The organism is Nonomuraea sp. NPDC004580, assembly GCF_040609855.1.
Classification (GTDB): domain Bacteria; phylum Actinomycetota; class Actinomycetes; order Streptosporangiales; family Streptosporangiaceae; genus Nonomuraea; species Nonomuraea salmonea.
The window spans coordinates 19,002-45,094 of the sequence record NZ_JBEXLH010000024.1 but is presented as its reverse complement, the minus strand read 5'-3'; the positions used below and the strand labels follow the sequence as shown (position 1 = coordinate 45,094).

Annotated in this window: 23 protein-coding genes and 1 pseudogene; 9 read left to right on the top strand and 15 right to left on the bottom strand. The window is 73.1% G+C overall.

Annotated elements, in window-relative coordinates:
* Nucleotide 1: 1 nt before the first annotated feature.
* The gene (locus ABZW11_RS24095; protein ID WP_355420912.1) at nucleotides 2-775 is read right to left on the bottom strand and encodes an aminoglycoside 3'-phosphotransferase; all 774 of its coding nucleotides are present in this window, start codon (nucleotides 773-775) and stop codon (nucleotides 2-4) included.
* A gap of 149 nt (nucleotides 776-924) precedes the next feature.
* Here ABZW11_RS24095 and ABZW11_RS24090 point away from each other — a divergent pair, with 149 nt between their 5' ends.
* Entirely contained in the window at nucleotides 925-2,214 is a 1,290-nt protein-coding gene (locus ABZW11_RS24090; RefSeq protein WP_355420910.1) for a cytochrome P450, read from the top strand.
* A 79-nt stretch (nucleotides 2,215-2,293) separates the two neighbouring features.
* Nucleotides 2,294-4,378: a hypothetical protein gene (locus ABZW11_RS24085; protein ID WP_355420907.1), complete on the top strand. Its 2,085-nt coding sequence runs from the start codon at nucleotides 2,294-2,296 to the stop codon at nucleotides 4,376-4,378.
* 113 nt (nucleotides 4,379-4,491) lie between these two features.
* Here ABZW11_RS24085 and ABZW11_RS24080 read toward each other — a convergent pair whose 3' ends face one another.
* Together ABZW11_RS24080 and ABZW11_RS24075 are read right to left on the bottom strand one after the other, a co-directional pair.
* The gene (locus ABZW11_RS24080; RefSeq protein WP_355420904.1) at nucleotides 4,492-5,319 is read right to left on the bottom strand and encodes an N-acetylmuramoyl-L-alanine amidase; all 828 of its coding nucleotides are present in this window, start codon (nucleotides 5,317-5,319) and stop codon (nucleotides 4,492-4,494) included.
* Nucleotides 5,320-5,517: 198 nt separating this feature from the next.
* Nucleotides 5,518-6,483: a C40 family peptidase gene (locus ABZW11_RS24075; protein ID WP_355420901.1), complete on the bottom strand. Its 966-nt coding sequence runs from the start codon at nucleotides 6,481-6,483 to the stop codon at nucleotides 5,518-5,520.
* 124 nt (nucleotides 6,484-6,607) lie between these two features.
* Here ABZW11_RS24075 and ABZW11_RS24070 point away from each other — a divergent pair, with 124 nt between their 5' ends.
* Together ABZW11_RS24070 and ABZW11_RS24065 are read left to right on the top strand one after the other, a co-directional pair.
* Nucleotides 6,608-6,889, top strand: a complete 282-nt coding sequence (locus ABZW11_RS24070) for a metal-sensitive transcriptional regulator (RefSeq protein ID WP_355420898.1) — start codon at nucleotides 6,608-6,610, stop codon at nucleotides 6,887-6,889.
* Nucleotides 6,890-6,937: 48 nt separating this feature from the next.
* Entirely contained in the window at nucleotides 6,938-7,192 is a 255-nt protein-coding gene (locus ABZW11_RS24065; RefSeq protein WP_355421166.1) for an isoprenylcysteine carboxylmethyltransferase family protein, read from the top strand.
* Here ABZW11_RS24065 and ABZW11_RS24060 read toward each other — a convergent pair whose 3' ends face one another.
* The 5 genes from ABZW11_RS24060 to ABZW11_RS24040 are packed head-to-tail and all read right to left on the bottom strand — an operon-like array spanning nucleotide 7,193 to nucleotide 11,832.
* Nucleotides 7,193-8,266, bottom strand: a complete 1,074-nt coding sequence (locus ABZW11_RS24060) for a hypothetical protein (protein ID WP_355420895.1) — start codon at nucleotides 8,264-8,266, stop codon at nucleotides 7,193-7,195. It lies immediately after the preceding gene.
* Complete coding sequence (locus tag ABZW11_RS24055) at nucleotides 8,263-9,315, bottom strand: extracellular solute-binding protein (protein ID WP_355420892.1); 1,053 nt, start codon at nucleotides 9,313-9,315, stop codon at nucleotides 8,263-8,265. The genes ABZW11_RS24060 and ABZW11_RS24055 overlap by 4 nt, the downstream gene beginning before the upstream one ends.
* Nucleotides 9,316-9,329: 14 nt before the next feature.
* Complete coding sequence (locus ABZW11_RS24050) at nucleotides 9,330-10,307, bottom strand: ABC transporter ATP-binding protein (protein ID WP_355420889.1); 978 nt, start codon at nucleotides 10,305-10,307, stop codon at nucleotides 9,330-9,332.
* On the bottom strand, nucleotides 10,304-11,095 hold the full coding sequence (locus ABZW11_RS24045; RefSeq protein WP_355420886.1) for an ABC transporter permease: 792 nt from the start codon (nucleotides 11,093-11,095) through the stop codon (nucleotides 10,304-10,306). Before ABZW11_RS24045 ends, ABZW11_RS24050 begins: the two co-directional genes overlap by 4 nt.
* On the bottom strand, nucleotides 11,092-11,832 hold the full coding sequence (locus tag ABZW11_RS24040; RefSeq protein ID WP_345407605.1) for an ABC transporter permease: 741 nt from the start codon (nucleotides 11,830-11,832) through the stop codon (nucleotides 11,092-11,094). Before ABZW11_RS24040 ends, ABZW11_RS24045 begins: the two co-directional genes overlap by 4 nt.
* Before the next feature lie 217 nt (nucleotides 11,833-12,049).
* On the opposite strand from ABZW11_RS24040, the gene ABZW11_RS24035 reads away from it, so the two are divergent.
* Nucleotides 12,050-12,994: a LacI family DNA-binding transcriptional regulator gene (locus ABZW11_RS24035; RefSeq protein ID WP_355420883.1), complete on the top strand. Its 945-nt coding sequence runs from the start codon at nucleotides 12,050-12,052 to the stop codon at nucleotides 12,992-12,994.
* A 65-nt stretch (nucleotides 12,995-13,059) separates the two neighbouring features.
* Here ABZW11_RS24035 and ABZW11_RS24030 read toward each other — a convergent pair whose 3' ends face one another.
* Together ABZW11_RS24030 and ABZW11_RS24025 are read right to left on the bottom strand one after the other, a co-directional pair.
* Nucleotides 13,060-13,605 (bottom strand): inositol monophosphatase family protein, encoded by a 546-nt coding sequence (locus ABZW11_RS24030; protein ID WP_355420880.1) that lies wholly within the window; start codon nucleotides 13,603-13,605, stop codon nucleotides 13,060-13,062.
* Nucleotides 13,569-13,814, bottom strand: a complete 246-nt coding sequence (locus ABZW11_RS24025; protein ID WP_355420877.1) for a hypothetical protein — start codon at nucleotides 13,812-13,814, stop codon at nucleotides 13,569-13,571. Before ABZW11_RS24025 ends, ABZW11_RS24030 begins: the two co-directional genes overlap by 37 nt.
* A gap of 85 nt (nucleotides 13,815-13,899) precedes the next feature.
* On the opposite strand from ABZW11_RS24025, the pseudogene ABZW11_RS24020 reads away from it, so the two are divergent.
* From ABZW11_RS24020 to ABZW11_RS24005, 4 genes and pseudogenes are all read left to right on the top strand, one after another.
* Nucleotides 13,900-14,328 (top strand): annotated as a pseudogene (locus ABZW11_RS24020) (GNAT family N-acetyltransferase); the annotation flags it as partial.
* Between the two features lie 41 nt (nucleotides 14,329-14,369).
* Complete coding sequence (locus ABZW11_RS24015; RefSeq protein ID WP_355420875.1) at nucleotides 14,370-14,687, top strand: hypothetical protein; 318 nt, start codon at nucleotides 14,370-14,372, stop codon at nucleotides 14,685-14,687.
* 23 nt (nucleotides 14,688-14,710) lie between these two features.
* Nucleotides 14,711-22,048, top strand: coding sequence for a zeta toxin family protein (locus ABZW11_RS24010; protein WP_355420873.1), 7,338 nt, complete (start codon nucleotides 14,711-14,713; stop codon nucleotides 22,046-22,048).
* Nucleotides 22,049-22,050: 2 nt separating this feature from the next.
* A complete protein-coding gene (locus ABZW11_RS24005; RefSeq protein WP_355420871.1) occupies nucleotides 22,051-22,596 on the top strand; it encodes a hypothetical protein in 546 nt (181 codons plus the stop codon).
* A gap of 63 nt (nucleotides 22,597-22,659) precedes the next feature.
* Here ABZW11_RS24005 and ABZW11_RS24000 read toward each other — a convergent pair whose 3' ends face one another.
* From ABZW11_RS24000 to ABZW11_RS23980, 5 genes are all read right to left on the bottom strand, one after another.
* Nucleotides 22,660-22,941 (bottom strand): hypothetical protein, encoded by a 282-nt coding sequence (locus ABZW11_RS24000; RefSeq protein ID WP_355420868.1) that lies wholly within the window; start codon nucleotides 22,939-22,941, stop codon nucleotides 22,660-22,662.
* Nucleotides 22,911-23,246 (bottom strand): MFS transporter, encoded by a 336-nt coding sequence (locus tag ABZW11_RS23995; RefSeq protein WP_355420866.1) that lies wholly within the window; start codon nucleotides 23,244-23,246, stop codon nucleotides 22,911-22,913. The genes ABZW11_RS24000 and ABZW11_RS23995 overlap by 31 nt, the downstream gene beginning before the upstream one ends.
* 79 nt (nucleotides 23,247-23,325) lie before the next feature.
* Nucleotides 23,326-23,727, bottom strand: a complete 402-nt coding sequence (locus ABZW11_RS23990) for a hypothetical protein (protein WP_355420864.1) — start codon at nucleotides 23,725-23,727, stop codon at nucleotides 23,326-23,328.
* A gap of 79 nt (nucleotides 23,728-23,806) precedes the next feature.
* Nucleotides 23,807-24,793: an aldo/keto reductase gene (locus ABZW11_RS23985; protein WP_355420862.1), complete on the bottom strand. Its 987-nt coding sequence runs from the start codon at nucleotides 24,791-24,793 to the stop codon at nucleotides 23,807-23,809.
* Nucleotides 24,794-24,826: 33 nt separating this feature from the next.
* A complete protein-coding gene (locus tag ABZW11_RS23980) occupies nucleotides 24,827-26,050 on the bottom strand; it encodes a GNAT family N-acetyltransferase (RefSeq protein ID WP_355420859.1) in 1,224 nt (407 codons plus the stop codon).
* Nucleotides 26,051-26,093 lie beyond the last annotated feature (43 nt).

Genomic DNA, 26,093 nt, shown 5'->3' with positions numbered 1-26,093 from the left:
CTCACGCGAGGTCCCACAGCAGCCGGTAGTAGGCGAGGCGTACGGGGTCGGGCTCGATGCCGTACCCCTCGTACAGGCCGGCGTCGTGGCCAGGGCCGAAGTCGTAGTCGAGGCTCCATGCCGCCACGGCGAGGTCGGCCCACCGGTCGGCCAGGCCGAGCGAGCCGAGATCGACGTGCGCGGCGAATGTGCCGTCGTCGTGCAGCAGCGTGTTGGGGACGCACGCGTCGCCGTGGCAGACGACCAGCCGGTCGATCGGCGGCGGACGTTCGATGATCGCGCGGGCCTCGGTCAGGCCGAGGTGGCGGTGCTCGGGCGACCAGTCGTCCGGTCCGTCCCCGTCGGCGAACCGCTCCCGGGCGCGCCGCAGCCGCCGTTCGACACTCCAGTCGTACGGGCACGCGCTCGCGGGCAGCGTGTCGTGCAGCAGCCGCAGCCCGCGCCCGATCGCCCGCGCCACCATCTCAGGCTCGCCCCGCCACCGCTCGGCCACGGCCGGGACACCGGGCACGGCGGCCGTCACCAGCCACTCCTCGCCGGGGCTCGTGCCGTGTTCCAGCACCGGCGGGACGGCGACCCAGCGGGACGCCCACGTCAGCCGCTCGGCCTCGGCCATCAGGTCGATCTCGGGCGTGCCCGCGGCGACCCACTTGGCGTAGCGCACCACTGCGCCGTCGAGCCGGTACGTCAGCCCGCCCAGCTCGTTGCGCCACACCAGCGTCACGGTGTCGTCGCCGGCCAGCTCGGCGATCATGGCGGGGACCTCGGTGCTCACAAGCACGTGATCATGGCAGCGGCGAGCCGGTCGATGCCACCGGTTTTCGGGATTCATGCACACTGTGCATACATGCGCGTCGTGTAAGTTTCCTGCAGGACGTGCCGAACGCTGACGGGCCAGCCTGAGCCCGGGAACAGGATGTGCCGATGAGCAACGACAGCCTGACCGAGGAGACCCCCGCCGCCAACCCCACGGCGATGCGCAGGATCCTGCCCGCCGGGATGGTGGAGCGCGGCGGATGCCCGTTCGACCCGCCGCCCGGGCTGGTCGAGCGGCGCGGCAAGGGCGCCGTTCAGCCGCTGCCGCTGCTCAACGGGGCCGAGGCGTGGCTGGTGACGGGGTTCGACGAGGCCCGTACGGTGCTCGCCGACCCGCGCTTCAGCGCCGACAGGATGCGGCACCGCGAGGCCACGTCCCTGCAGCCGCACGAGGTCGAGGCGCTCAAGGCCGGCACCCTGCCGCAGGGCCCGGCCATCGAGACCCGCGAGGACGGCTTCTTCGTCTTCATGGACCCGCCCGAGCACACCAGGATCCGGCGGCTGCTGACCGGCCAGTTCACCGTGCGGCGCATGAAGGCCCTGGAGTCGCGCGTCACGGAGATCGCCGTCGAGCACATCGAGGCCATGAAGGCGGCCGGCGACCAGGCCGACCTGGTGCCGGCGTTCGCGCTGCCGCTGCCCTCGCTGGTCATCTGCGAGCTGCTCGGCGTCGACTACGCCGACCGGGCCGAGTTCCAGGAACGCACGGCCATCTCGCTCAACTCCAACACGCCGCCGGACGAGCGGGCCACGGCCGGAGCCGAGCTGTACGCGTTGATGCAGGGCCTGGTCGCGGCCAAGCGCGCCGAGCCGGGCGACGACCTGCTGTCGGGGCTCATCCATGAGGCCGAGCCGCCGCTGACCGACGGCCAGCTCGTGGACATCGCGCTCGTCCTGCTCGGCGCCGGTCACGAGACGACCGCGAACATGCTGGGGCTCGGCACGTTCGCGCTGCTGGAGAACCCCGGCCAGCTCGACGCGCTGCGCGCGGACCCGTCGCTGATCGACAACGCGGTCGAGGAACTGCTGCGCCATCTCAGCATCATCCAGCTCGGCGTCAGCCGCGTGACCACCGAGCCGGTGACCCTCGGCGGCGTGGACATCCCCGCCGGCGCCACCGTCGTCGTCGCCACGCCCGAGGTCAACCGCGACCCGCGGCACTGGCCCGACCCCGACCGCCTCGACGTACGCCGCCCGCGCACCTCGCACCTGGCCTTCGGGCACGGCGTCCACCAGTGCCTGGGGCAGCAGCTCGCCCGGGTCGAGATGCAGATCGGGCTGCGCGAGCTGATCACCCGCCTGCCGGACCTGCGCCTGGCGGTGCCCGCCGGCCAGGTGCCGCTGCGCAACGAGATGCTCATCTTCGGCGTCCACTCCTTGCCGATCACCTGGTCCTGACCCACGCGCCGCCGGTTTCGGCCAGACCGATTGCGGTGACTTGACCGACACGGGCGATTTCAGCTGGGACAGTCGCGGCGTGGAGAGTGTGCGACTTGTGGCGCGGTTGCGGCGGGGTGGGGTGTTGTGGCCCGGTTCCCGGGCGGCCGGGGTCGATGTGGGGCGGCTGGCGGTGCCCGGTCTGGTGGTGTTCGCGCCGCTGGCGTGGTTCGCGGGGCTGGCCGCCCTGCCCATGGTCGGGTCGGTGGCCGTGGTCAACGGTGAGCTGGTGCTGGCCGAGGATCCCGGGCCGTGGCAGCCGGGCTGGGTGGCGGGTGTCGCGGTCATGGTGGTGGCGGCGTACGCGGTGGTGTCGGGCGCCACGATGCTCCTGGCCGCGGCGCGGCAGACCGGGCGCCAGGCCGAGCCGGCGACGGCGCTCGGGATGGCGGTGCGGCGGTGGCCGGCGCTGCTCGCGGTCACCGCGATCACCGTGCTCGGCGCGGCGGCGGTGGTGGGCGCGGGGGTCGGGGTGCAGGTGGCCCTCCGGTGGGAGTTCCTCTCCTGGCTCACGGCGGGCGGGCTGGCGCTGGCCGCCTCACCGGTCCTGCTGGCCGGGCCGGTGCTGGTGCTCGAACGGCGGGGGCCCGTCCAGGCGGTCGGGCGGGCGTACCGGCTGGCCGTCGAAGGCACGTGGCCGGACGTGATCGCGCTGCTCACCGGAGCGGTGCTCGTGCCCGCCCTCGCCGTACGGGCCGCGCTGTGGGCCCTGGACGCCGTCCCCGCCCCGCTGGCGATCACCTTCGCCGCCGCCCTGGCCGTGACCGTGGTGCCGTTCCAGGCGAGCGTCCTCACCCGTGCCTACCTGCAACGGCTGGCGTGGCGGCACACCGCGCTCCAGGACTCGGCCGTCTTCCCGGAGACCGTCGCACTCAAGGACATCCCCTCATGCCAGAACGGCCGGCCGCCGACGGGCGCGGAGCCGGCAGGAACGTGGATGTGGCGGCTGGTGGCCGCCGTCCTCCTGCCCGCCGTCCTGTACGCGATGACCGCCACCGCGAACCTGCTCGACCGCCCCGAGCTCTACCGGCGGCCGGTCACGGCCGTCTCCGGTCCGGTCGCCGCGCACCTGACCGGCGACGGCCGGCTGCTGCTGCTCCTGGACGACCTGGACACCCCGCCGACCCTGCTGGCCTGCACGGCTCCCGCCTGCACGGACACCGCCACCGTCTACGCCGGCCCGGCGGGCGAGGACCTGTGGCGGGACGTGGCCTCGGCTCCCTTGCCCGGCGGCCGGCTGCTGCTGGCCTCCTGGGCCACCACCGATGGCGGCACCGGGCGGCTCGACCTGCTGCTGTGCGACGCGAAGAACTGCACCAGGCCGCCGGGCACGGCGGGGCGGGTGTCGGCGGGGCCGCACGAGTTCGCGCTGGCGGTGGCCGCTCGTCCCGGCGGTGGCGGGCTGGTGCTGGCGCACGCGGGCGAATCCGGTGCCGGGAAGCCGGGGGAGCAGACGGTGGCGTTCACCTCCTGTGCGGACCTGGCCTGCTCCACGCCGGTCACGCGGCAGGCGGCGGTGCTGAAGGTGCCGGCGTACCTGGACAAGGAGGACGGTTTCGCGCTCGCCGTCGCCCCCGACGGACGGCCGGTCGCCGCCCAGCTCGACGCCACGACCGGCGCCGTGCACGTCGTCTCCTGTCAGGACGCCGCCTGCGAGCGGGCCACCGTGAGCACGCCCGTGAGCGGCTCGGCGGCGCCGGCGCGGGGGTTCGCCCTGGGGACGCCCCGATCCGGGCTCGCGCTGGCGATGCGGCGGGACGGGCGGCCGGTGGTCGCGTACCAGGCGGGCGCGGACGGCGCCGTCACGCTGCTCGACTGCCGCACCTCCGACTGCGCGGACGGGCGGACGACCCGGCTGTCCGAGGCCGTCCATGGCCCGCCCGTGCTGGTGCTCGACCGGGCGGGCCGGGCCCTGGTCGCCTACCAGGACGTGGCCCGCGACAGGATCGCCCTGACCTCCTGCACGGCCGCGCGCTGCGGCACGGTCGCCGTCGCCAGGCTGGACGGTGCGGGCAGGCACCTGGCACTGACCCTGGACGGCGCCGGCCGCCCGGTCCTCGCCTGGACCGCCGCCCACGACCGCGACGGCAGCCACGTCCTGGTCAGCACCCTGCTCGACCCGTGAGAGCCAGGCGGGGAGGACGCCGCTCCTTGTCCCGCTCGCGCGGCACCTCCCTCACCCGCCGACCGGCCCCATCGCCGAGACCCACGCGGGAGCGGGGAAACCGGGCCGTGAAGTCAGACGCGCAGCAGCGACGGCCACGTCCGGGGGCCGACCTCGCCGTCGGCATCGAGGCCCTCGGCCTGCTGGAACCCGCGGACCAGCTCCACCAGCTGGTCGTCGCAGAGCGTCGACTTCAGCCAGCCCTCCAGCCCGTCCGCGACCTGCGCGTACGCGGCCGGCGGGACGTGCCCGCGGGCGAACAGGCACCCCCTGACGGTCTTGACGTCGAAGTTGTCGTCGCCGAGCCGGACCAGTGGCAGTTGCTTCACGATGTCCTCCGTCCAGGATCCTCCGGGGCCGGGGTCTCCAGGGGCGGGCTCACCGCCGACGAGGGCCGCGACGGCCGCCCTGAAGTCGTCCATGTCGATCGAATGGGGGTCGGGCTTGGAGGTGTTGACCTCCCGGTGCGCCTTGACGCGCGAGGCGGGCAGCCCGAACTCCCGGCACAGCTCCGCGCACAACTTCCGGTACGCGTCCAGCTGCTCGGCCGGCCACGGCTGGGAGCCGTCGTTCTCCGCCTCGATGCCGATGGAGCTGGAGTTGTCGTGGAAGGCCGACGTGGAGGGCGCGTTGTGCCAGCACCGGCCTGCGGCGATCACGTAGATGTGACCGGACCGGCCGAGCCCGAAGTGGGACAGCGGCCCCTCGAGGCCGGGCCGCCCGTCACGGACGACCGCGAGCGAGGGATAGTCGCCGCCGCCCGCGGGCCCCGCGGTGTGGTGGCAGACGATGCCCTGCACTTCGGGCTGGGGGCCGTGGCCGCGGCCACGCCAGCCGGACACCTCGGTCACCGGATGCCCGGTGCGCCGGGCGACGTCGGCGAGCTGGGTCAGGAAAGGCATCGAGGACCTCCGTGGTGCGTCTCGATGATGCTCACAACCTTCGGTGTGGGAGGACAGATGACCGCGTCATCGCGGTTGACGGCCGCCACGAGGGGATGGGCGGCCGGTGGCCTCGCCGGTGTGGCGGGCGCTTACAGATCACTAGCACGCGGTACCCGAGCGCGACCGGAAAATGCGCAGAAATCACAGCACCGGAGGTCAGGGCCGTACGGCGCCGACCAGGCGGTTGCGCCAGTAGCCGTCGAGGGTGACGATCTTGACGACGTCGCCGGTCTGCGGGGCGTGGATCATCTTGCCGTCGCCGACGTACATGCCCATGTGCCCGAGACCCTTGCTGAACAGCAGGTCGCCGGGCTGCGCCGCCGTCACGGGGACTCGCCGCGCGGCGCCCCAGCTCCACTGCGTGTACGTGGTGCGCGGCAGGTTCACCCCTGCCGCCCGCCAGGCCGCCTGCACGAGCCCGGAGCAGTCCCACGAGCCAGGCCCCGTGCCGCCGTACCGGTAGGGTTTGCCGATCTGCGCGAACGCGAACTCCAGCGCCCGCCGCGCGTTTCCCGACGCCGGCCCGGTGTACGCCTTGCCGGTGCTCTGCGGATTGCCCGTCTTGAACGCCCCGAGCCGCCGCAGCAGCGCGGCCTGCTGGTCCACCAGCTTGTCCACCTGGGCCTGCTCGCGGCGTACCTCGTCGCGGGCCTCGTCGGCCTCGGCCAGCACGGCCTTGGCCCGGTCGCGCTTCTGGCGCAGCCGCGCGGTGGCCGACTCGAAGGCGCGCAGCCGGGCGGCGCGGTCGCGGGCGAGCTGCTCCAGCGCCGCCATGCCGCCGAGCACGGCCTCGGGGTCGCCGCTGCCGACGAAGCGCTGCCAGCTCAGCGGCGAGCCGAGCTGGTAGTCGCGCGCGGCCAGGTCGGCCAGCTCCGCGCGCAGCTCCTCAGCGCGCGCGTCGTCCTCCGCCGCCTCCGCGTCGAGCGCGCGGTAGCGGTCGCGGGCCGTCTTGTAAGCCTCGGTCGCCCGGTTGTAGCGCTCGACGAGCTGGTCGGCCTTCTCGTTGAGCTTGACCAGCCTGGCCCTGGCCTGGGCCGGTGACGGGTCGGCCATGGCGGGGCCGGGTAAGGCCAGGGCCATCGTGCAGACCACCGCTGACACCGCCGCCGCCCGTACCCTCACGTGTGCGCCTCCTCCGTCGTCACGACGAGGTACGCAGGCGCGGCGCCGTCCGGTTCAGCGGCGACCCGGAATACGGTACAGGGGTATGGTGTTGCCCCTCGCAGGAGCGAGGGGAGGGCGTGACATGGCCGGATACAGCGCCAGCAAGCAGGACCACGCCATGCGGCTGCGCCGCGTCGAGGGGCAGATCCGCGGGCTGCAGCGCATGGTGGAGGACGACCAATACTGCATCGACATCCTCACCCAGGTGTCGGCGGCGACCAGCGCGCTGAAGGCGTTCTCGCTGTCGCTGCTTGAGGAGCATCTGGCCCACTGCGTCGCCGAGGCCGCGCGGAAGGGCGGCGCCGAGGCCGACGCCAAGGTCAAGGAGGCCTCGGACGCGATCGCCAGGCTTGTGCGCTCCTGACGCTCAGCCGGGGGCGGGGCCGCCGGCCTCGCCGCGCCACCGGACCGCCTGGTCGTGGGCGGCCTGTACCGGTACGTGCGCAACCCCATGTACCTCGGGCTGTTCGCCGCCGTCGTCGGCCAGGCCATGGTGTTCGGCAACGGCTGGCTGCTGGTGTACGCGGCCGTCATGGCGGTCCCGGTCGTGCTCTTCGTCCGGCTCTACGAGGAGCCGAGGCTCCGGCGCAGTTTCGGCGCCGACTACGAGCGCTACCGCGCGGCCGTGCCCGGATGGTGGCCGCGCGTGCGCCCGTACCGGCCCTGATCATCCCGCGGCGGCCAGCTCGCTCTCCATGCGCCGGCGCAGTGCGGCCTTCTCCGGCTCGGGCAGCCAGCACGCGTCCACCCCGGCCAGCGCCATCGCCTTCAGCCGCTCGTCCGGCACGCCGAGGTCATCGGACAGGATCCGGTACTCCTGCGTCAGCGACGTCGGGAACATGCCGGGGTCATCGGAGGCGGGGATCACGTTCAGCCCGGCCTCGATCATCGCCGCGATCGAGGCCCGCCGCCACGGCCGCCACGAGCGCCGCGACGTCGTCGAGATGACGGTGAACGGAACCTGCTCGTCCCTGACCCTGGCCACCACCTCGTCGTCCTCCAGGACGAAGTAGCCGTGGTCGATCCGGTCGCAGCCGAGCACGTCGAGGCAGGTGATCGTGTTGACGGCCACGGGCGCGTGCTCGGAGGAGTGCGCGGTACGCCGCAGCCCCGCCTCACCCGCCAGCCGGAACGCGGCCGCGAACCGCTCGGGCGGCCCCGCCGTCTCCAGGTTGTCCAGCCCGATCCCGGCCACGTAGTCGTGCGGGTGCTCCACCACCGTGCGCACCCAGGCCAGCGCCTCGTCACCGGTCTTGCTCCGGTCCACCGCCGCGATGAGCCGGCCGGTCATGCCGAAGTCGCGCTCGGCCATCCTGATGCCCTCGGCGTACGCCTCCACCACGGCCGGGTAGCCGAGCTTCTCCTGCTGCTCGGTCAGCGCGTCGAAGGACAGCTCCAGGTGCCGGGTCGCGCTGGTGCGGTGGGCCGCCTCGAACGCCTCGTACGTGATCCTGGTCAGGTCGTCGGCCTCCCGCAGCACCTGCAGCACCCACGACGACACCTGGAACAGCGAGTACGACACCTCCGGCTCGTCCGCGCTCCTGCCCTGCGGCACCGGCACCCGGGTGTTCAGGTAGAGCGCGGGGTCCGGCGGCAGCGAGTTGACGTCGGCGTAGATGCGTTCCGGCGTGTCCGGCAGGTCGAGCTTCTCCCGCCTGGCCAGCTCGGCGAAGGTCGAGGCGCGCACCGTGCCGATGAGGTGGCAGTGCAGATCGACCTTGGGCAGCGCTGCGAGGTTCACTTGCCGGCCACCTCGCGGGTGAAGCGCTTGACCCAGGCGTCGCGGGTGTCCACGAGCTGGGCCGGGTCGAGCGTCTTGTACCCGGCGGCCACCGGGTCCTTGGCCGCCTCGCCGGTCACCTTGGCGATGTCCGGCGGGATGTCGGCCTTCGGGTTCACCGGCAGGTCACCGACGATCTTCGCCGTGGCGCTCTGAGCCTCCGCCGACAGCAGGTAGTCGATGAACTTCTTCGCGCCGTCCTGGTTGCGCGCGCCCTTGGGGATCATCGCCCGGTTCGTGGCCATGTAGCGGCCCTTCGCGGGAGCCGTCCAGGCGATCGGCTCGCCCGAGGTGACGAGCTGGGTCGCGAACCCGCTCAGCGCGTCCGCCGCGACGATCTCGCCCTGCGACAGCAGGTTCGTGACCTCGGTGGTGGAGCTGTAGAACTGCAGCACGTTCGGCGCCCAGCCGGCCAGCGTGCGCAGCGAGGCGTCGATGTCGTACGGCCCCTTGCCGTACGCCTCACCCACGCCCGAGATCATGAGCTGCCCCGCGGTCACCGAGATGTCGGGCAGCGCCACCTTCTTCTGGTACGTCGCGTTCCCGAACAGCTGCCAGTCGGCGGCCTGCTCCTTGGTCAGCTTGCCGGTGTTGTAGATGACGCCGTTCAGCTGGTGGGTGTAGGCGGGGCCGTCGTAGGCGCCCTCGGTCGCGAACGGCGCCAGCTCCTTCATCGCCGGCACGTCGACCTTCTCGAACAGGCCGTCCTTCTGGCCGAGCGCGGCGAAGTAGTCGGAGATCAGCACCACGTCCGCCTCCGGCTCGCCCTTGGCGAGCTTCAGCTTCGACAGCCGGTCGGCGTTCGAGCCGGTGTCCAGCTCCACCTTGATCCCGGTCTTCTCGGTGAACGGGTCGACGACCGCCTGCTCGAACTCCTTGACCCCGAAGGGGAAGGTGCTGACCACGAGGGTGTTCTGCGCGGCCTGCTCGTCGCCGGAGCTCGACCCCGAGCATCCGGCCGCGGCGAGCAGCGTCAGGGCAACGGCCAGTGCGGCACGGCGCGTGGGCATGGGTGTTCCTTCTTTCAGCGGGGGAGGGGGACCAGCCGGTCGTCCGGCGTGATCACCGAGACGCTCGATCCTGGAGCGGGGGCGGCGCCGCCGCGCACGTCGGCGAGCAGCCTGACGGTCGCGCCCGACGGGTCCACGACGTCGAGCGAGACCAGCAGATCGACGCCGCGGAAGGCCACGTCGGCCACCGTCGCGTCGAGCCCTTCACCTTCGCCGGCGAGGCGCAGGTGCTCGGGCCTGATCGTCATGGGGGTGCCGTCGGCGGCGGTGAGGAAGTTCTCGTAGCCGAGGAACTCGGCCACGAAGCGGTCGGCGGGGCGCGGGAAGACCTGCTGCGGCGAGCCCTGCTGCACGATCCGGCCCTCGTTCATGATGACCATTTCGTCGGACATCTCCAGCGCCTCGTCCTGGTCGTGGGTGACGAGGATGACCGTCAGCTCGGTCTCGGCCTGGATGCGCCGGATCTCGGCCCGCATCTGGATGCGCAGGCGGGCGTCGAGGTTCGACAGCGGCTCGTCGAGCAGCAGCAGCTTGGGCCTGATCGCGATCGCCCTGGCCAGCGCCACCCGCTGCTGCTGACCGCCGGACAGCTTCTTCGGCTTGCGGTCGGCCAGGTGGGCGAGGCCGACCAGCTCCAGCGTCTCCATGACCCGCGCCCTGCGCTCGGCGGCCGGCACCTTGCGCAGCTTGAGCCCGTAGCCGACGTTGTCGGCCACCGTCATGTGCGGGAACAGCGCGTACGACTGGAAGACCATGCCGAGGTTCCGCTTCTCCGGCGGCGTGCGCGTGCTGTCCACGCCGTCGATGCGGATCGTCCCCGACGTCGGCTCGGCGTAGCCGGCGACCATCCGCAGCGTGGTGGTCTTGCCGCAGCCGCTCGGCCCCAGCAGCGTCGTCAGCTTGCCGGCCGGCACGGCAAGGTCGATCGCGTCCACGGCGGTGAAGGCGCCGAACGACTTGGTGACGGCGATCAGCTCGGCGGCGGCGGTCATTGGTTGATCCCTCCGAAGATCTTGGCGAACCCGACCGTGCGCTCGGCGACCATCGCGATGACCACGGTGGCGGCCAGGATGAGGGTGGAGGCGGCGGCCACCATCGGGTCGTAGGACTGCTGCACGTAGTCGAGCATCGTCACCGGCAGCGTCCTGAAGTCGCGTCCCTGCAGCAGCAGCGAAAGCGGCACGTTGTTGAACGAGGTGACCACGCTGAGCAGCCCGGCCGAGAAGATCCCCGGGCGCAGCAGCGGCAGCGTCACGTTGAAGAACGCCCGCAGCGGCGAGGCGCCGAGCCCCCGGGCGGCCTCCTCCAGCGCGGGATCGGCCAGCGCCAGCGACGCGCCGGTCACCCGCACCGCGTACGGCAGCATCAGCGCCGTGTGCCCTACCAGCAGCGTGCTGAAGTTGTCGAGGTCGAGGCCGATCATCAGCTGCTGGAACAGCGCGAGCCCCACCACCAGCTCAGGCACGATGAGCGGCGACAGGAACAACCCCTCGACCAGCCCCTTGCCCGGCAGGTCGCCCCGATGGATGGCGAGCGTCACGGGCACGCCGACCAGCAGCGCGAGCACGGTGGCCAGCAGCGCCAGCTCCAGGCTCGACAGCGCCGCCTCCATGAACGGCTCGTAGCCGAGTGCCTCGCCGAACCAGCGCAGCGAGAACCCCTCGGGCGGGAAACGCAGCACGCTGCCGCTGGTGAAGGCGGTGGCCACCACGAAGACGATCGGCACGATCATGATGATGTAGCCGACGACCGCGAGCGCCGCCGTGATAGGCCGCTTCACGAGGTGGCCCCCTTCCGCCCCATCAGCGAGGACAGCCCGGAGACCAGGAAGACCAGCACCGTCATGATGAGCGCCGTCGCCGAGGCCGAGGCCCAGTCGACGGTGGTGCTCGCGTACGTGAACAGCTGCGTGGACAGCATCCGCTGGCTCGACCCGCCCAGCAGGTACGGCGTCGTGTAGGCGGTGACGGCCCCGGCGAAGACCAGGGTGGCGGCCACCACGATGCCCGGCATGGTCAGCGGGATGACGACGCTCCACAGCGTACGGATGCGGCTCGCGCCGAGCCCGCGCGAGGCGTCGTCCAGGCCGGGATCGACCTGGGCGACCGCCGAGTAGCAGGAGATGATCGCCAGCGGCAGGAACAGCTGGGTCAGGCCCAGCACGATCGCGAGCTTGGTGTAGAGCAACTGTGGCGCCACGTCCACGAGGCCGAGCGTGACGAGCAGTTGCCCGAGCGCCCCCTTCGAGCCGAGGATCACCAGCCAGCCGAACGTCCGCACCACGTTGCTCAGCATCAGCGGGAAGATCGCCACCGCCAGCAGCACGCCGCTCCACCGGGACGGCGAGCGGGCCAGCCAGTAGGCGATGGGGAACCCGAGGACGACGCAGATGACGGTGACGATCAGGGCCAGCCCGACGGTGCGCCCGATGACCTCGAGGTCGTAGGGGTCCTTGAGCATCTCGCCCAGGCGCGCGAAGATCTCACTGGTCGAGACGTCCGGCGGCGCGAAGAGCATCGCGGCCGACGGGATGAGGAAACCCGCGAGGAGAAGGACGAGCCCTGGCGCCAGCAGGAGGGCCGATTTGCGTGAGATGTCGGCGTCCTTTCTCCGTGGCGTACGCTGTGGTCTGGAACCGGTTGTGGAACCGGTTGCATGAGCCTGACCATAGATGACGAGCGGCCTCGCGCACAAACCGCCGCGTTACTTCCGTGTTACCGCTCAAGGAGGATCAGTGCCGACACTGGCGGACGTCGCCGTACTGGCGGGGGTGTCCAAGGCGACGGCCTCCCGCGCTCTGGGCCGGCCCGACCTGGCCGCCCCCGAGACCGTGGCCCGCGTGCGCGCGGCGGCCGAGCAGCTCGGATTCGTCCCCAACCGGGCCGCCACCCAGCTCGCCAGGGGCAGGACCGGCGTGGTCGCCATCGTGGTGCCCACCCTGGACAACACGTTCTTCACGCCGATCATCGGCGGCGCCCAGGCGCGCGCCGCCGGCTCCGGGATGCAGCTGACGATCGCGGTGCACTCACTGGAGCACGCCGCGCAGCTCGCCGCCGTCGAGCAGCTCGCCCACCAGGTGGACGGGTTCCTGTTCGCCGCGCCACGGGGGTCGGACGAGATCGTCAGGGCGGCGGCGGCGTACAAGCCGACCGTGCTCATCGACCGCGAGATCGACGGCATGCCCTCCACGGTCGCCGACACCGCCACCGCGTTCGGCGCGCTCGTCGGCTGGTTCGCCGAGAAGGGCCACGAACGCATCGTCTATATCGGCGGCCCCGCCGGCTCCTGGCAGGACGGCCAGCGCCAGGCCGCCATCCGCGCCGCCGCCTCCGCGAGCGGGGTGACGCTCACCATGCTCGGCCCCTGCCCCTCGACGTTCGCCTCGGGCGTGGCGACCGCCGAGGCCGTGGTGGCCGCCCGCGCCACCGCCGTCGTCCCGTACGCGACCTCGATCGGCCTCGGCCTGATGTTCGCGCTGATGCGGCGCGGCGTCACCGGCGTCGTGGTCAGCTCGGAGGGCATGGTCGTGGAGAGCCTCGGCCTGCACGACGTGCCGTCGATCGACGTGGACGGCGAGAAACTGGGCGAGGTCGCCATGGATCAGCTCATGACCCTGCTCGGCGAACGCCGCACCCCGGCCGTGCCCACCCGCCACCGCCTGACCGTCCCGATCAGCTGATACTGCGCCCGCGCATCCTGGGCCGCGCCGCTGTCAACGGGCGCCGTGCGGTGGCCGGCTGCGCATCACTGGCGGTTGACGAGGTCCAGAAGGGCTTCGTGGGTGTCCTGGTCGGCGGCGGCGATGAGGCCGCCGGTGCCCCTCTCGGGTGGGTTGCCGTCGAGGCCGCTCACCACGCAGCCGGCGGCTCGGCACAGCGCGATGCCGGCGGCGAAGTGCACGCTGTCGTGGACGTGGCCGTCGGTGACGTACGCGGCGCGCCGGCCGGCCGCCACCCAGGCCAGGGTCAGGGTGGTGGAGGTGACCCGCGGGCGGAACCGCTCCGTGAAGCCCGGGTCGGTGAGCAGGGTGGTCGCGCGGAAGGCGGGCGCGTTCGGGAACGGCGGATCGAGGTTCAGGTCCACGAGGGGCGGGTGCGCCGACGGCTTGAGCGGCTCCTCCGTCTCGTTCCGTGAGACGGTCGCGGTGGTGCCGTCGGTCCAGAAGACCTCGTCGGTGAACGGATCGGCGACGGCCGCCACCGCGATCGCCGCGCCCGCCAGCGCCGCCGTACGGGCCACATCGGCGTCCGTCGTCATGATCGTGGTGCCGGGGTGCCGACGATGGTCCATACCAGGTGCTCCAAACGCTCGCGGTCGCCGGGGGAGATGTCCCCGATCAGCTTCTCGGCGTGCTCGGTGACCTTGCGGTGGGCGGCGTACGCGATCTCCTTGCCCTGCTCGGTCAGCTCGATGCAGGCGGCGCGGCTGACCCCGGTGTAGACCCGGCTGCCTGGGTGTGCGAGGCGTACCAGCGCGGTGGCCGGCGCCGTGTCGTCCATGATCCGCATCGTAGGTGACAGTACTTTGTAGTGCGAATGATCTGCTTCGCGATGAGCCGAGACCCAGGCGCACGCCTACCTCGGCGGCCCACGGTCCCGGGACGAGCTGGAGCGCGACGTGCCGCCCGTGCCCGCGCGGTGGGCGGGCAGCTTCGTCGTCGAGCTCGACGGGGAGATGATCGGCAACGTGCTGCTCAAGCGGGTGACCGAGCACAGCCGCCCGGCCGCCGTCGGCAAGGCCGAGCTCGGCTACCTGTTCCTGCCCCGCGCCTGGGGCCGCGGGTACGGCACCGAGGCGTGCGCGGCGGCGCTCGCCTGGCTCGACCGCGCGCTGCCCGGCGAGCCGGTGATCCTCACCACCCAGACCGCCAACACCGCCTCCATGCGGCTCGCGGCCAAGCTCGGGTTCACCGAGGTCGAACGCTTCCACGCCTGGGACGCCGAACAGTGGCTCGGCCTGCGCGACCCTTCGACGATTGCTGAAACGAGCGGCGGGCCCGCCGGTGTGCACTAGCGTTCCGCCGCACGGGGACCGTTGCGTCGAGGGAGCACGTCATGGGGGAACGGCTGGAGATCCACCGGGAGACCGTGGAGGCGGGGGTGAAGCGCTGGTCGGCCGCCGCCGCCACGCTCCAGGCCCGGCTGGCCGACGCTCGCGCCAGGATCGAGAGCCTGCACGCCGCCCGGCCATGGGGGCAGGACGCGACGGGCAGGGAGTTCGAGCGGGCGTACCTCGCCGATGACGGCCCCGGCACCTTGCTCCGGGCCGGCGCCGACTGGGCGGACTTCGCCGTCTCCGCCGGTCCCGGCGTCCTGGAGAGCGTGAACACCTCCGCCTCCGCCGACGCCGGCCTCGCCACGCCCAGGACCTAGCGCGCGCCGTACGGGGGATCAGCGTGGTCACGAACGTCAGCAGCCCGGTCACCAACCCGCTGCCCGGGCAGGACAACACGATCGGCAGCTCCGGCTACGCCACCGACGTCACGCCCGCCTGGGGGACCGGCCTGCCCGCCTGGTGCGACGCGCTCATCGCGCTGCTGTCGTCCGGGCAGCTGTGGCCGGAGACCAGCGAGTCGGGCGAGGCCGCGCTGGCCGTCGCGTACGAGGACTGGAGCCGGGCCGCCCTGGACTTCGCGGCGGCGGGCGGCACGGCGCGCGACCTCATCCTCCAGGGGTGGGACGGTCCCGCCGCCGACGCGTTCCGGCAGCGGGCCGAGCAGATGCTCGCCGAGGGTCAGGGCATCTCCGCCCTCGCCGCGCTGGCCCACCAGTACGCGCTGCAGCACGACAGCCTGGCCCGCGACACCCAGTACGCCAAGCTGGTGATCAACGTCGGCTTCTGGATCACGGTCACGTCGATCGCCATCGCCGCCGCGGCGGCCGCTCTCAGCGCGGGCGCCCTGGCGCCCTTCATCGGCCCGTACGCCGCCCGCTTACGGTCCTTCCTTGACAAGGTGTTCGCCTGGCTGGAGCGGGCGGCCGGGATCAGGTACGCGGGGGCGGCCGGGGCCAGGGCCGTGCCCAGGCTGGCCGCGCTCGGGGCGGGCCAGGGCGCGAAGGGCCTGCTGGCCCGGGCGGTCTCCAGCCACATGCTGCGGGAACTGCCCGAGGAGCTCGGCGAGGGCCTCCTCGGCGACTACCTCGCGCAGAGCGAGCAGCTTGCGCGCGGCACCCGCACGAAGTGGGACGGTCAGTCGACCGCCGCCACCCTCCTGGGCGACGGCATGGGCGCGGTCCTCGCCTCAAAGGTGACCCGCCCTGTGGGCGGCCTGGTCGACCGCCTCCCCGGCATCAGAACACTCAACGCCGCCGCCGGCGACGCCCCAGGCGCGCTGAACGCCCTGATGCGCTTCCCCGGCCGCGCCACCCAGACGGCCCTCACGAACATGGCCGTCTCGGCACCGGCCGGCATGGTTTCGAACGGCATCGTGTACGGAAGATGGGAAGCTCCGAGCCTGGAGTCCTTGCTGGGCAGCGCCGCAGCGGGCGTGGGCCGCACGAACACGATCAGCCCCTTCAGCGTGGACGTGATGAGCGCTGCGGCGAACCCCCGCCGAGCCTTGGACACGGCAACGGCAACGGCCCTGTCCAGTGACACCACCCGCACCACACCTCCACCCCCGACCTCCCCACCCACCATCACGCCCACCCCGCCGTCCGACGGCCCGACCTCGCAGTCGGCTCCCATCTCATCCCCGCCCACGGAGCCGAGCACCCCGCCAAGAACCACCCCTCACCGCGCTCAGGAGACCGCGCACCCCCGCACGCCGCTTCCCCCACGCGCCCAGGAGCAGGCGCGGGTTGAGGAGCGGGGTGAGACTCACGCCCGCACCCAGGGCTCCGGACCCGCCCACGATGCCGCCCGCACACAGGACTCCGGACCCGCCCAGGATGCCGCGCGCACGCAGGACTCCGCACGCACGCAGGAGCCCGCGCGAGACCAGGACCCCGTGCGTGGCGAGGACCGCGGCAAGGCCGAGGGGCCTGGCCAGGCGCAGGCGCGTGCCCAGGAGCACGGGCGGGTTGAGCAGCAGCCGTCGGCTCAAGAGCAGCCGCAGCCACCTTCGACCTCGCAGTCTGCCCGGGCAGCGGCCCTTCCCAGCGACGCCGGGCCGGTGGCCGTCTCGGACGACGTCGCCACGCCGGATCCGCGCTCTCCCGCCACGACCGCTGGGACGACCTCCCGCCCCGGCCCCGTCACTCCCATCAGCGCCCCCGCACCGAGCGACACCGCGGTCGCCGGCCAGGCGGCCTCCGGTCCGGTCCCTGGCTCGACCGTCGGCCCGGCCACGGGCCAGGGGACCGGAAGCGGGGCGGCTGCCCAACCAGGGGAGGGTCGGGAGCGGGGGGCGGCGGTGCCCGACGTCCGGAGGTTGTCCGAGCTGCTCAGCGGGAGGCCGGTCTCCCCGGACGGTTCCGTCGAGGTGGCGCCGGAGTACCGCTACAAGGAGAGCGGGCCCGACTCCTGGAAGCTGACGGATGAGGACAATGAGCTGATCTTCCGGCGGGACATCGTGCCCGCTCTCATGGCGGGGGTGCGGCGGCCGGAGCGGCCGCGGGTGGTGTTCATCGGAGGGCAGGCCGCGTCCGGGAAGACGACCGCGCAGCGGGCGGCCATGGAGGCGTTGGGCCCCGACGGCGCGCTGATCGCCGATTTCGACGGGCTGCTGCACTACGCCCCCAAGTACGCCGAGCTGATGGCCCAGAACGATCGCATCGCCGCGGCCCAGGTGGGCGGGGACGCCTACGTGTGGATGAAGAAGGTCATCGCGCTGGCCGCCGAGCTGCGCGTGAACCTCATCCGCGAGGGCGCGATGAACAGCAGCCCCGGGGTCGAGGCGGAGGCGGCCGAGTTCAGGAGGCTCGGTTACCGTACCGAGGCGTACGTCATGGCCGTCCCCGCGGCGCTCAGCCGGCTGTCGGTGCTCGACCGCTACCAGCGGATGCGCGACACCGACGGGTACGGCCGGCTGGTCGCCCAGGAGATCCACGACACCGCGTTCGCCGGCATCCCCGACACGATGCGGGCCATCGACGACACCCGCTACCTCGACGCGCTCACGATCCACCGCAGGGGCGGCGAGGCCGTCTACCGCAACGAGCTGGACGAGCAGGGCAGGTGGCGGCGCACACCAAGAGCCCGCGAGGTGCTGGAGGAGGTGCGCGGCAGGCCGTTCAACGAGGAGGAGGCCCGCTGGTTCAGGGAGACGTACGAGCGCCTGAGCACCAGGCTCCCGGACGAGCTGAAGGACCAGCTGCCGGAGATCGCCGACCTGGGCGCGGAGCACGGCGTGGACGTCGATCCGCAGGGCAGGGCGGAACGGCTGCGCGAGCGGTACACGACCGAGGCCGACGGCATCCTGCGCGACGAGCACGCGGCGGAACGCGAGCAGCTGGCCGCGCAGCACCGGCGCAGCCTGGCCGGGGCGGCCCCGCACGAGCGCGAGGGGCTGCGCGAGGAGCAGGCCGACGAATGGGACGGCCTGCTCCAGCGGCAGGAGCTGGGCAGGACGGGGCTGCGCGTGCTGGCGTACTGCACCGAATGGGACCCGCACCGGGGCGGCATCATCGCCGTCAACCGCAACCTGGCCGAGGGGCTGGCGCGGGCCGGGCACGAGGTGTACGTCCGGGTGGGTCACGAGGTGCCGCCGGGCGTCGGCGGCGAGCGGCTGCACGTGATCGGCCCGAGGCGCCCCGAGCCGGGCCGCAGCGAGATGGACCAGCTGAGCTTCGACGGCGAGGAGCTGCCGCCCGAGGTGGACGTGGTCATCGGGCACAGCCGCTACTCAGGCCCCGCCGCCATGCAGGCCCGCGACCGGCTCTACCCGGACGCGCCGCTGGTGCACGTCCTGCACATGGTGACGGGGGCGCTCGGCCGGATCGCGGACAGGCCGGCGCTGGGCCGCGACTTCGAGAACATCGAGCGGGCCGTCATCTCCGAGGCCGACATGCTGGTCGGCGTCGGCCCCGTGCTGTCCGGGGAGGCGCGGCGGCTGGCCGGCAGCAACCCTGGCGACCGCGAGCCGCCCGTGCACGAGCTGATGCCGGGCGTGCCGTTCGAGGCGCCCAGGCAGCGGCCCTTCTTCGGCGAGCGGACGCGTACGGTGCTGCTCATCGGCCGGGCGGACGCGGCGCAGAAGGGCGGCCACGAGGCGGCGCTGATGATTCGCGAGCTGCAGAAGGACCTCGACGTCCGGCTGGTGATCAGGGGCGCGGCGCCGGAGACGGTGGAGGAGGTCAAGGAGCGCCTGTCGGACGTGGCCGGCCGCGAGGTCGAGGTCAGGCCGTTCACGCTGGACCGCGACGAGATGCTGGCCGACATCCGCGCCGCCGACGTCGTGATCATGCCGTCGCGCGGCGAGGGGTTCGGCCTGGCGGCGCTGGAGGCGGCCGGGGCGGGCGCGCCCATCCTCATCCCGAGGTCGAGCGGCCTCGGCGGCATGCTCGGCGACCCGAGCCGTTTCCCGCCGGCGCTGACCAAGGCGAGCCTGGTCGAGCAGGGCTTCGAGGACGAGGTGCCGGTGCAGCGGTGGGCCGCGCACCTGAAGGAGATGCTGCGCGACCTGCCCCGGGCCCAGGAGCAGGCCCGTCAGCTCCAGCGGCTGCTGCGGGAGGCGAACGCCACCTGGGAGGGGGCGGCGGAGTCGCTGGTGGCCGCCGTACGGAAGCTGGATCGGCCGGAGCCGGCGATGCGTGCGCCCGTCCTGCCCCGGATGTCCGGCGACGGCTGGGTGAACTGCGCGCAGGGCCACGCCCACTGGGGCAGGTTCGGCGGCGCGGGCCTGCTGGTCCACCACCGGGGGCCGGACGGCGTCCACGTGCTCATGCAGCGGCGCGGCGAGGACACCGATGTCGGCGGCACCTGGGCGCTGCCCGGCGGGGCGCGCGACAGCGACGAGTCGCCGGCCGGGGCGGCCCTGCGCGAGACGGCCGAGGAGAGCGACCTGGCGCAGGACGCGGTCCAGGTCGAGCACGTGATCAGGGACGACCACGGCGGCTGGGCGTACGACACGGTGATCGCCGTCGCCGCCGAGCGCGTCCAGGTCCGCGGGCGTGGCGAGGAGTCGCTTGAGCTGGCCTGGGTGCCGATCGAGGAGGTCGCGCGGCTGAACCTGCATCCCGGGTTCGCCGCGTCCTGGCCTCGCCTGCGTGCGGTGCTGGAGGGCGCGCCGCCCCCGGGGCCGGCCGAGGCGACGCCGTATCCGGAGGCGGGGCAGCTCGGGTTCGGGGCGGCGCCGGTCGTCCCGCTGCCGGCGCATCCCGTGACCGGGGCGGCCGTGGCGGCGCGGGAGCCGCTGCCGCACGGGGACGGGCTGCTCAACCGGGAGCTGGTGACGTTCGCGGACGGGACGCGGGTGACGTACGAGCGGTTCGAGCGGCCGGGCGACGCGGCCGTCAAGGTGCTGAACGCGCACGTCGGCCGGGCGGTGGGGGCGCGGGTGCCGCTGTCGTACGCGCTCGGCCTGCGCGACGTCTACACCGACCACATGCCTGGCGAGCCCGCGCCGGAGAGCGCGCACAGGCCGGCCACGCGCGACGGGGTGCTCCTCGGGCTCTACCACGCGGTGACCGCCAAGCACGGGTTCGGTCATGGCGACCTGGTGCTCGGGCCGTCCGGCGGCCTCATCCCGACCGGCAGCGGCACCGCGTCCCACCTGCAGATCCCCGACGCGGCGAACCCGTTCGTCCAGGCGTTCTTCCGCGAGAGCGAGCCCCGGGTGTTCCGGTGGGTCGCCAACCCGCTCAGCCCGGCCGACGTCGCGATCATCAGACGCGAGCTGGACGCCCTGCGCCCGCTCTTCGAGCGGCTCAACAGGCTCCCCCTGTACGAGGGCGTGATGCAGCGCTTCGAGCAGGCCGCCGAGCAGGCCCGAGGCACCGTCAACCTGCTCCCGAGGCCGGCCGGCCACCCGGTCACGCTCCCCGAGCAGGAAACCGAGGTTCACTACCCGGCCCCGCCGCCGCCCGACTCCGCCGAGGCCGCCCACCACCGCCGGGTGGCCGAGGCGCTGCTGACCGCAGACGGCACGTTCACCAGCACCAGCGACGTCAAGACGTACGTGATCGACGCGCTGGCCGAGCGGATGCGCTCGGCGACCCCGCAGCTCGTCATGGCGGCGACCGGCCTGCACGTCGGCTCCGACATGATCAACCGGCTCGGCGACCCCGACCATGTCCTGGTGCCGATCAACGAGCGCTATCCCTCCATGGGCGCCGAGGTCAGGCACGTGGACGAGCTCGATGCCCGCCACCCCCCGGCCGCCGCGCTGCGGATGGACTCCCCGGAGGCGGAGCGGCTCGTGCGGCGGATCGCGGTGAGCGAGCTGCTGCACGCCTGGGCCCACCGCAACGCCAACAGCAACGTGCGCGTGCTGGCCATCCAGGAGGTGGTGCGGGAGGAGTTCGGACTGACCAAGGCGATGTCGTGGCCGATGGACGGCAGGACGCGCGCCGCCGTGGACATGGAGCTGCTCTACAACCGCCGTACGCTGCGCGACTTCGTCCGCACCCAGTACGACTTCACCCAGGAGGTGCTGGCCGCGCGCGGCATCGAGGAGGTCGTGGCCTACCGGGGGATGGCCTGGTCGGAGGGCCGCCACTCGGTGTGGGACGCGCTGCGCCCCGGCGACATGATCGAGATGCGGCACCGCCCGCTGGCGAGCTGGTCGGCCGACCGCCAGGTGGTCATGGACTGGCTGGACACCCTCGACGGCCGCGGCGTGCTGCTGGTGGACAGGAAACCGGCCCGCGACATCCTGTCCCTGCCGGTGACGGGCATGGGGTTCTTCCGTCAGCGGGAGTTCGTGGCGCTGCCGGGGGACCGGCTGACCACGCTGGGCCACATCACACCGGGCCGCCCGGCCCCGCCGCAGGATGAGCCACCGATCGTCACCCGCCCGGACGCCCCCGCAGGTAGCTGGCGGCCGACCCCCGTGACGGCGGGACCGCTCGACCTCGCCGACCCGCTGGACCGGCGCATCGCCCGCGTGCTCGACGGCACCGACCCGGCCCCGCCGTGGTGGCCGCGCGACGACTCGGGCTACGCGGTCGCCAAGCGCGACCTCGACTTCCTCGGCATCGCCCCGCGCCAGCTCGCCTGGCTGCTGCGCAGGGAGGCGCCGCTGGGCATGACTCCCAGACAGTACGACCGCTACGCCACCGAACTGCTCGAAGCCCTCGGCAGGGACGGCATCGACCCGTCCCAGGTGGACATCAGGCTCAGGGGCACCGGCGCCGTGCTGTTCGCCGGGCGGCACAAGACGTTCCCAGCGGATGATCAGCTCACGCCGCAGGCGCGGGAGCGGCTGAGTGAGTGGTTCGGCGACGACCCGGTACGCCCCGAGCGCCGCCTGTTCGACGCGATGTACCGGCTGGGCCTCGAAGCCGAGCCCAGCGACTACGACTTGGACCTGTCCAGCACGCCCATGGTCCGCAGGGCCCGCGTCGGCTGGACGCCGGGCCGCTTCCCCGGCGACTTCATGGGCGGCCACGGCTACATCGACAAGCGGACGCTCATGGAGGCGTTCCCCTGGCTGGTGACGTGGAAGGATGACTGGGAGGCGGCGCTGGGGCGGCCCATCTCGCTCGGCGTGTTCGAGTCCAGCGGGCCCTTCGACGGGCACAGCATGGGCCTGGAGCTGTCGTCGCACCACCAGGACTCCGACTGGGTCATCCACCGGCCGGACCGCCCCATGGCCTGGAGGCAGCCCATCGACGACGAGCTTGGAGAGTGACGATGCTCTGGCCGGCACTGCGAGTCCTGGCGTACGGCGAGCTCGGCCACGAGCAGGCGGCGGAGCTCGCCCGGCTGCTCGGCCTCGACCAAGGCCCGCGTAGCGAGGGTCCTGGCGAGGAGGCGAGCCTGGCCCACCGGTCCTTCACCGACGGGGTGCGCCTGGTCCTCGACCTGTCGCGGCTCGGCACGACGGGCTGGCTGCTCACCCTGCTCGCCGAGGGCGAGCCGGGCCCGCAGGTCGTGGAGCGGCATCGGGCGCTGCTGCGCGACGCCGCGGAACGCTTCGGGCTGTCCGTCGTCCAGGTCGATCCGCCGCGGACCGCTGACGAGGTGTTCCTGCCGCCGCCCGCCGACGAGGGCTCGATCGGGCAGTCGTGGGAGCTGCCGTTCGACGAGCTGGACCAGCTCTGGCCCCACCTCGGCGTACCCGCCGACGCGCCGCGCGAGGTGAAGCGGGTCAAGCTGGAGGCGATGACACGCGCCCCCGTCTGGGGCTCGGCCCCCGAACGCCTGCGCCGCCAGGCCGCCGAGTTCCTCCGCGCCTGAGGGCCGGCGCACCCGTCTCCTGACCGGCCAGGCGGCGGGCCTCCCGGACCCGTGAACGCGGCGTCAGGCGGCCGCTACGGGTTCTCCGGTGAAGCGGCGCAGTTCCGGGCTGAGGGCGGCGACGGCGGCGGTCAGACAGAGCAGGCCGCCCAGCACCAGGAGGGCGCCCGCGCCGCCCAGAGCAGCGGCCAGAGCGCCGCCGAGCACGGGCCCGAGGGGCTTGAGCCCCATCCCGCCCATGCTCAGCACCGCGCCCATCCGGCCCAGCATCGCCTCCGGCACCAGGCGGGCGATCATCACGTTCAGCACCACGTTCAGGGACGGCGTCGACAACGTGATGAACACCAGCGGAACCATCCGGTGAGGATCAGCGCCGCCAGCAGCGCGGAGACCGCCGCCTGCAGGCCCTGGGCGGTGACGAGCGTGCGGCGGCGGTCCCAACGGTCGATCCAGACGCCCGCCGGGATCTGGACGGCCAGGAAGGCGGCGGTGCGGGCGCCGGCGACGACGCCCGCCAGCCCGGGCGAGCCGGTGAGCGCCAGCACCAGCAGCGGCGTGGCGAGCCTGCTGAGCTCCGTCCCCAGCTGGGAGACCGCGCCGCCGATCCACAGCAGCTGGAAGCGGACGTTCTTGCGCAGCGGGACGGTCACCGGGGGGCTTCCTCGCGTGAGTGCGGGCGTAACCGGAGGAAGATACCTCGAAACGCCCTCCAGCGTCCCTGCAGCGTCCCTACATCGTCGTGCAGGGCAGGCCGTAGCTGGAGTAGCCGCCGCCCGGCTTGTGGTACCAGAGCTCCGCGCAGATGTTGGTGCCCGAGGGCACCGGCCAGGTGTAGGAGAAGTCCCTGTTACCACCGCTGTAGGTGTAGGTGGGGTAGTTCATGTCGCGGCCACCGCCCCAGACATGGATGTGGTACGTGCCGCGCGGGCTGCAATCGGACCCCCAGTGCCGCAGCAGGATCGCGTTGTAGTCGGCCAGCAGCCGCAGGCAGACGCTGGTGCCGGCCGGGCCGGCGACCCGGTCGGCCGCGCTCGCGGCGGGGGTGAGCGTCATCGCGGTGACGGCCGTGAGCGCGGCCGCCGTCGTCAGGAGCCGCGCCAGGGACCGTCCTGGCCTTTCCAGTGCCTTCATGGGATCTCCCCGTGGTCCGGAACGTACGATCCTTCCCAGCCTCGTGCCGCGCGGCCGCGCTCACCAGGACGTACGCCGGTCACTTACCGGGCTTTTCCGCACGCTCGTCCAGCAGGCCCTCGGCGCACAGGTCGGACCACAACCCCTCGGGGAGGCGGGCCTCGAACGCGGCGAGGTTGAGCCGTACCTCGTCGGCCGAGCGCATCCCCACCACGATGCCCGCCACGGCCGGGTGGCGGAGCGGGAAGGCCAGCGCGGCCTGGGGGAGGGTCACGTCGTGCGCGGCGCAGACGTCGGCGATCCTGCCGACCCGCTCCAGCACCTCGGGGGCGGCAGGCGCGTAGTCGTAGCGGGCGTCTGCGGAGGGGCGTTCGGTGGCGAGCAGGCCGGAGTTGAAGATGGAGGCGGCCAGGACCGACACCCCGCGTTCCGCGCAGGCGGGCAGCAGGTCGTCGAGCGCGGTGTGGTTCAGCAGCGTGTAGCGGCCCGACAGCATGACCACGTCGGCGTCGGTCTCGCGCACCAGGCGGGTCAGCTTGGCGGAGTCGTACATGCCCGCGCCGATCGCGCCGACCACGCCCTGGGCGCGCAGCTCGGCCAGCGCCGGGTAGCCGTCGCGCAGGGCGGCCTCGAAGTGCTGCTCGGCGTCGTGCAGGAACAGCACGTCGATCCGGTCGACGCCCATGCGGGCCAGGGAGTCCTCGACGCTGCGCAGGATGCCGTCGCGGGAGAAGTCCCAGACCCTGCGGTGGGTGGCCGGGACGGCGAACGCCTCGTCCATCCTGCCCTGCGGGTCCTGCGGCACCAGCAGCCTGCCGACCTTCGTCGACAGCGTGAACTCCGTGCGCGGCCTGCCGCGCAGCAGCTCGCCGATGCGGCGCTCGGAGTGGCCGATGCCGTAGTGAGGTGAGGTGTCGAAGTAGCGGATGCCGGCGTCCCAGGCGGCGGCGAGCGCCTGGGCGGCGGTGTCGTCGTCCAGCGGGTCGAACAGGCCGCCCAGCGGGCCGCCGCCGAAGCCGAGCTCGGTGACCCGTACGGCGCTGCGGCCGAGCTGACGAGTGCGCATGTGGTCGGTCTCCTTCACGCGTGGGCGAGGTGGTCAGAAGGCGGGAAAGGCATAGCCCGAAGGGTGGAAGGGGGCCCGCTCGCCGCGGAAGGCGAGCGAGGCGGCGGCGACCGCGCCGCGGCGCAGCTCCTCCACCCGGCCGGCCGCTGCCAGCGACGACAGCGTGGTGCCGCCCAGGTAGGCCGCGCCCAGCTCGGCCGAGGTCAGCCGGAGATCGGGACGGGCCCGCGTACGTTCGCAGGTGACGGACTCGCCGTCGGCCCGCAGGTGATGGCGGCCCGCGTTCCACGGGCAGAACGGGTCCTGGACCTCCAGCACCAGGTCGAGCGGGGCAGCGTACCGGCGGGCCGCCAGCGCGCGTCCCACGTCCGCGAGCCGGACCCAGAGGTTGTCCAGCACGGTGGTGCGCGCCGCGCGGGGGTCGGCCAGCAGGTGGTACAGCGGCTCGTCCACGGCCCCGTCGTAGGCGAGCTCGGTGTGCGCGTCGAGGTCGATGAGGAAGCGCCACAAGGCGGCGTACGCCGGTCCGGTGGTGGCCGCGACCTCGATCACCTGCACCGTGCCGGCTTTGGAGCGGTAGAGGGCGTAACCGGTGGCCTCGCCGCCCGGCTCGGCGTGCACGGCGAAGCGCAGCGCCGTGCCTCCCGCGCGGGCCCGCTCGTGGTCGGCCAGCAGGGCCGCCCAGTACCGTTCCGTCCGGTCCACCCATCCGACCCTGCCGCGGCGGGCGGTGTCGTAGACCTTCTCCAGCAGCGGCAGAGCCTCCTCGCGCGCGAGCAGGCGGATCCGGCCGTCGCCGACGCCGGTGCCCGGCCGCAGGGCCATGAATCTCTTGTCGCCCCTGATCTCGGCCACGTGACTGGCCAGGCCGTAGCCGAAGCGGCCGTAGATCGTGGCCTGGGCGGCGTTGAGCGCGGCGATCGGTTCGCCGCCCGACTCGTACAGGTCCGTGAGCTGCCTGCGCATCATCGCGGTCAGGATGCCGCGCCGCCGGTGCGTCGGCAGGACCGCGACGAGCGTGATGCCCGCCACCGGCACCTCCGCGCCGGGGATCGTCATGACGCGCCCGTAGATGGACGCGCCGCCGACGATGTCCGCGCCGTCGCAGGCGGCGAGCGTGCGGCCGGGGTCGAGGGAGACGGCGGCGTTCCTGAGACCGCCCTCCGTCCAGTCCTGGCCGTAGGTGGTGGTGACCATGCGGGCCCACGCGTCGATCTCGTCGGCGCCGATGGTCCGCAGCGGGTACGTGCTTGTCATGCTTCGAGTGTGGCCGGATAAACAACCGTCGCACATCGGGTGA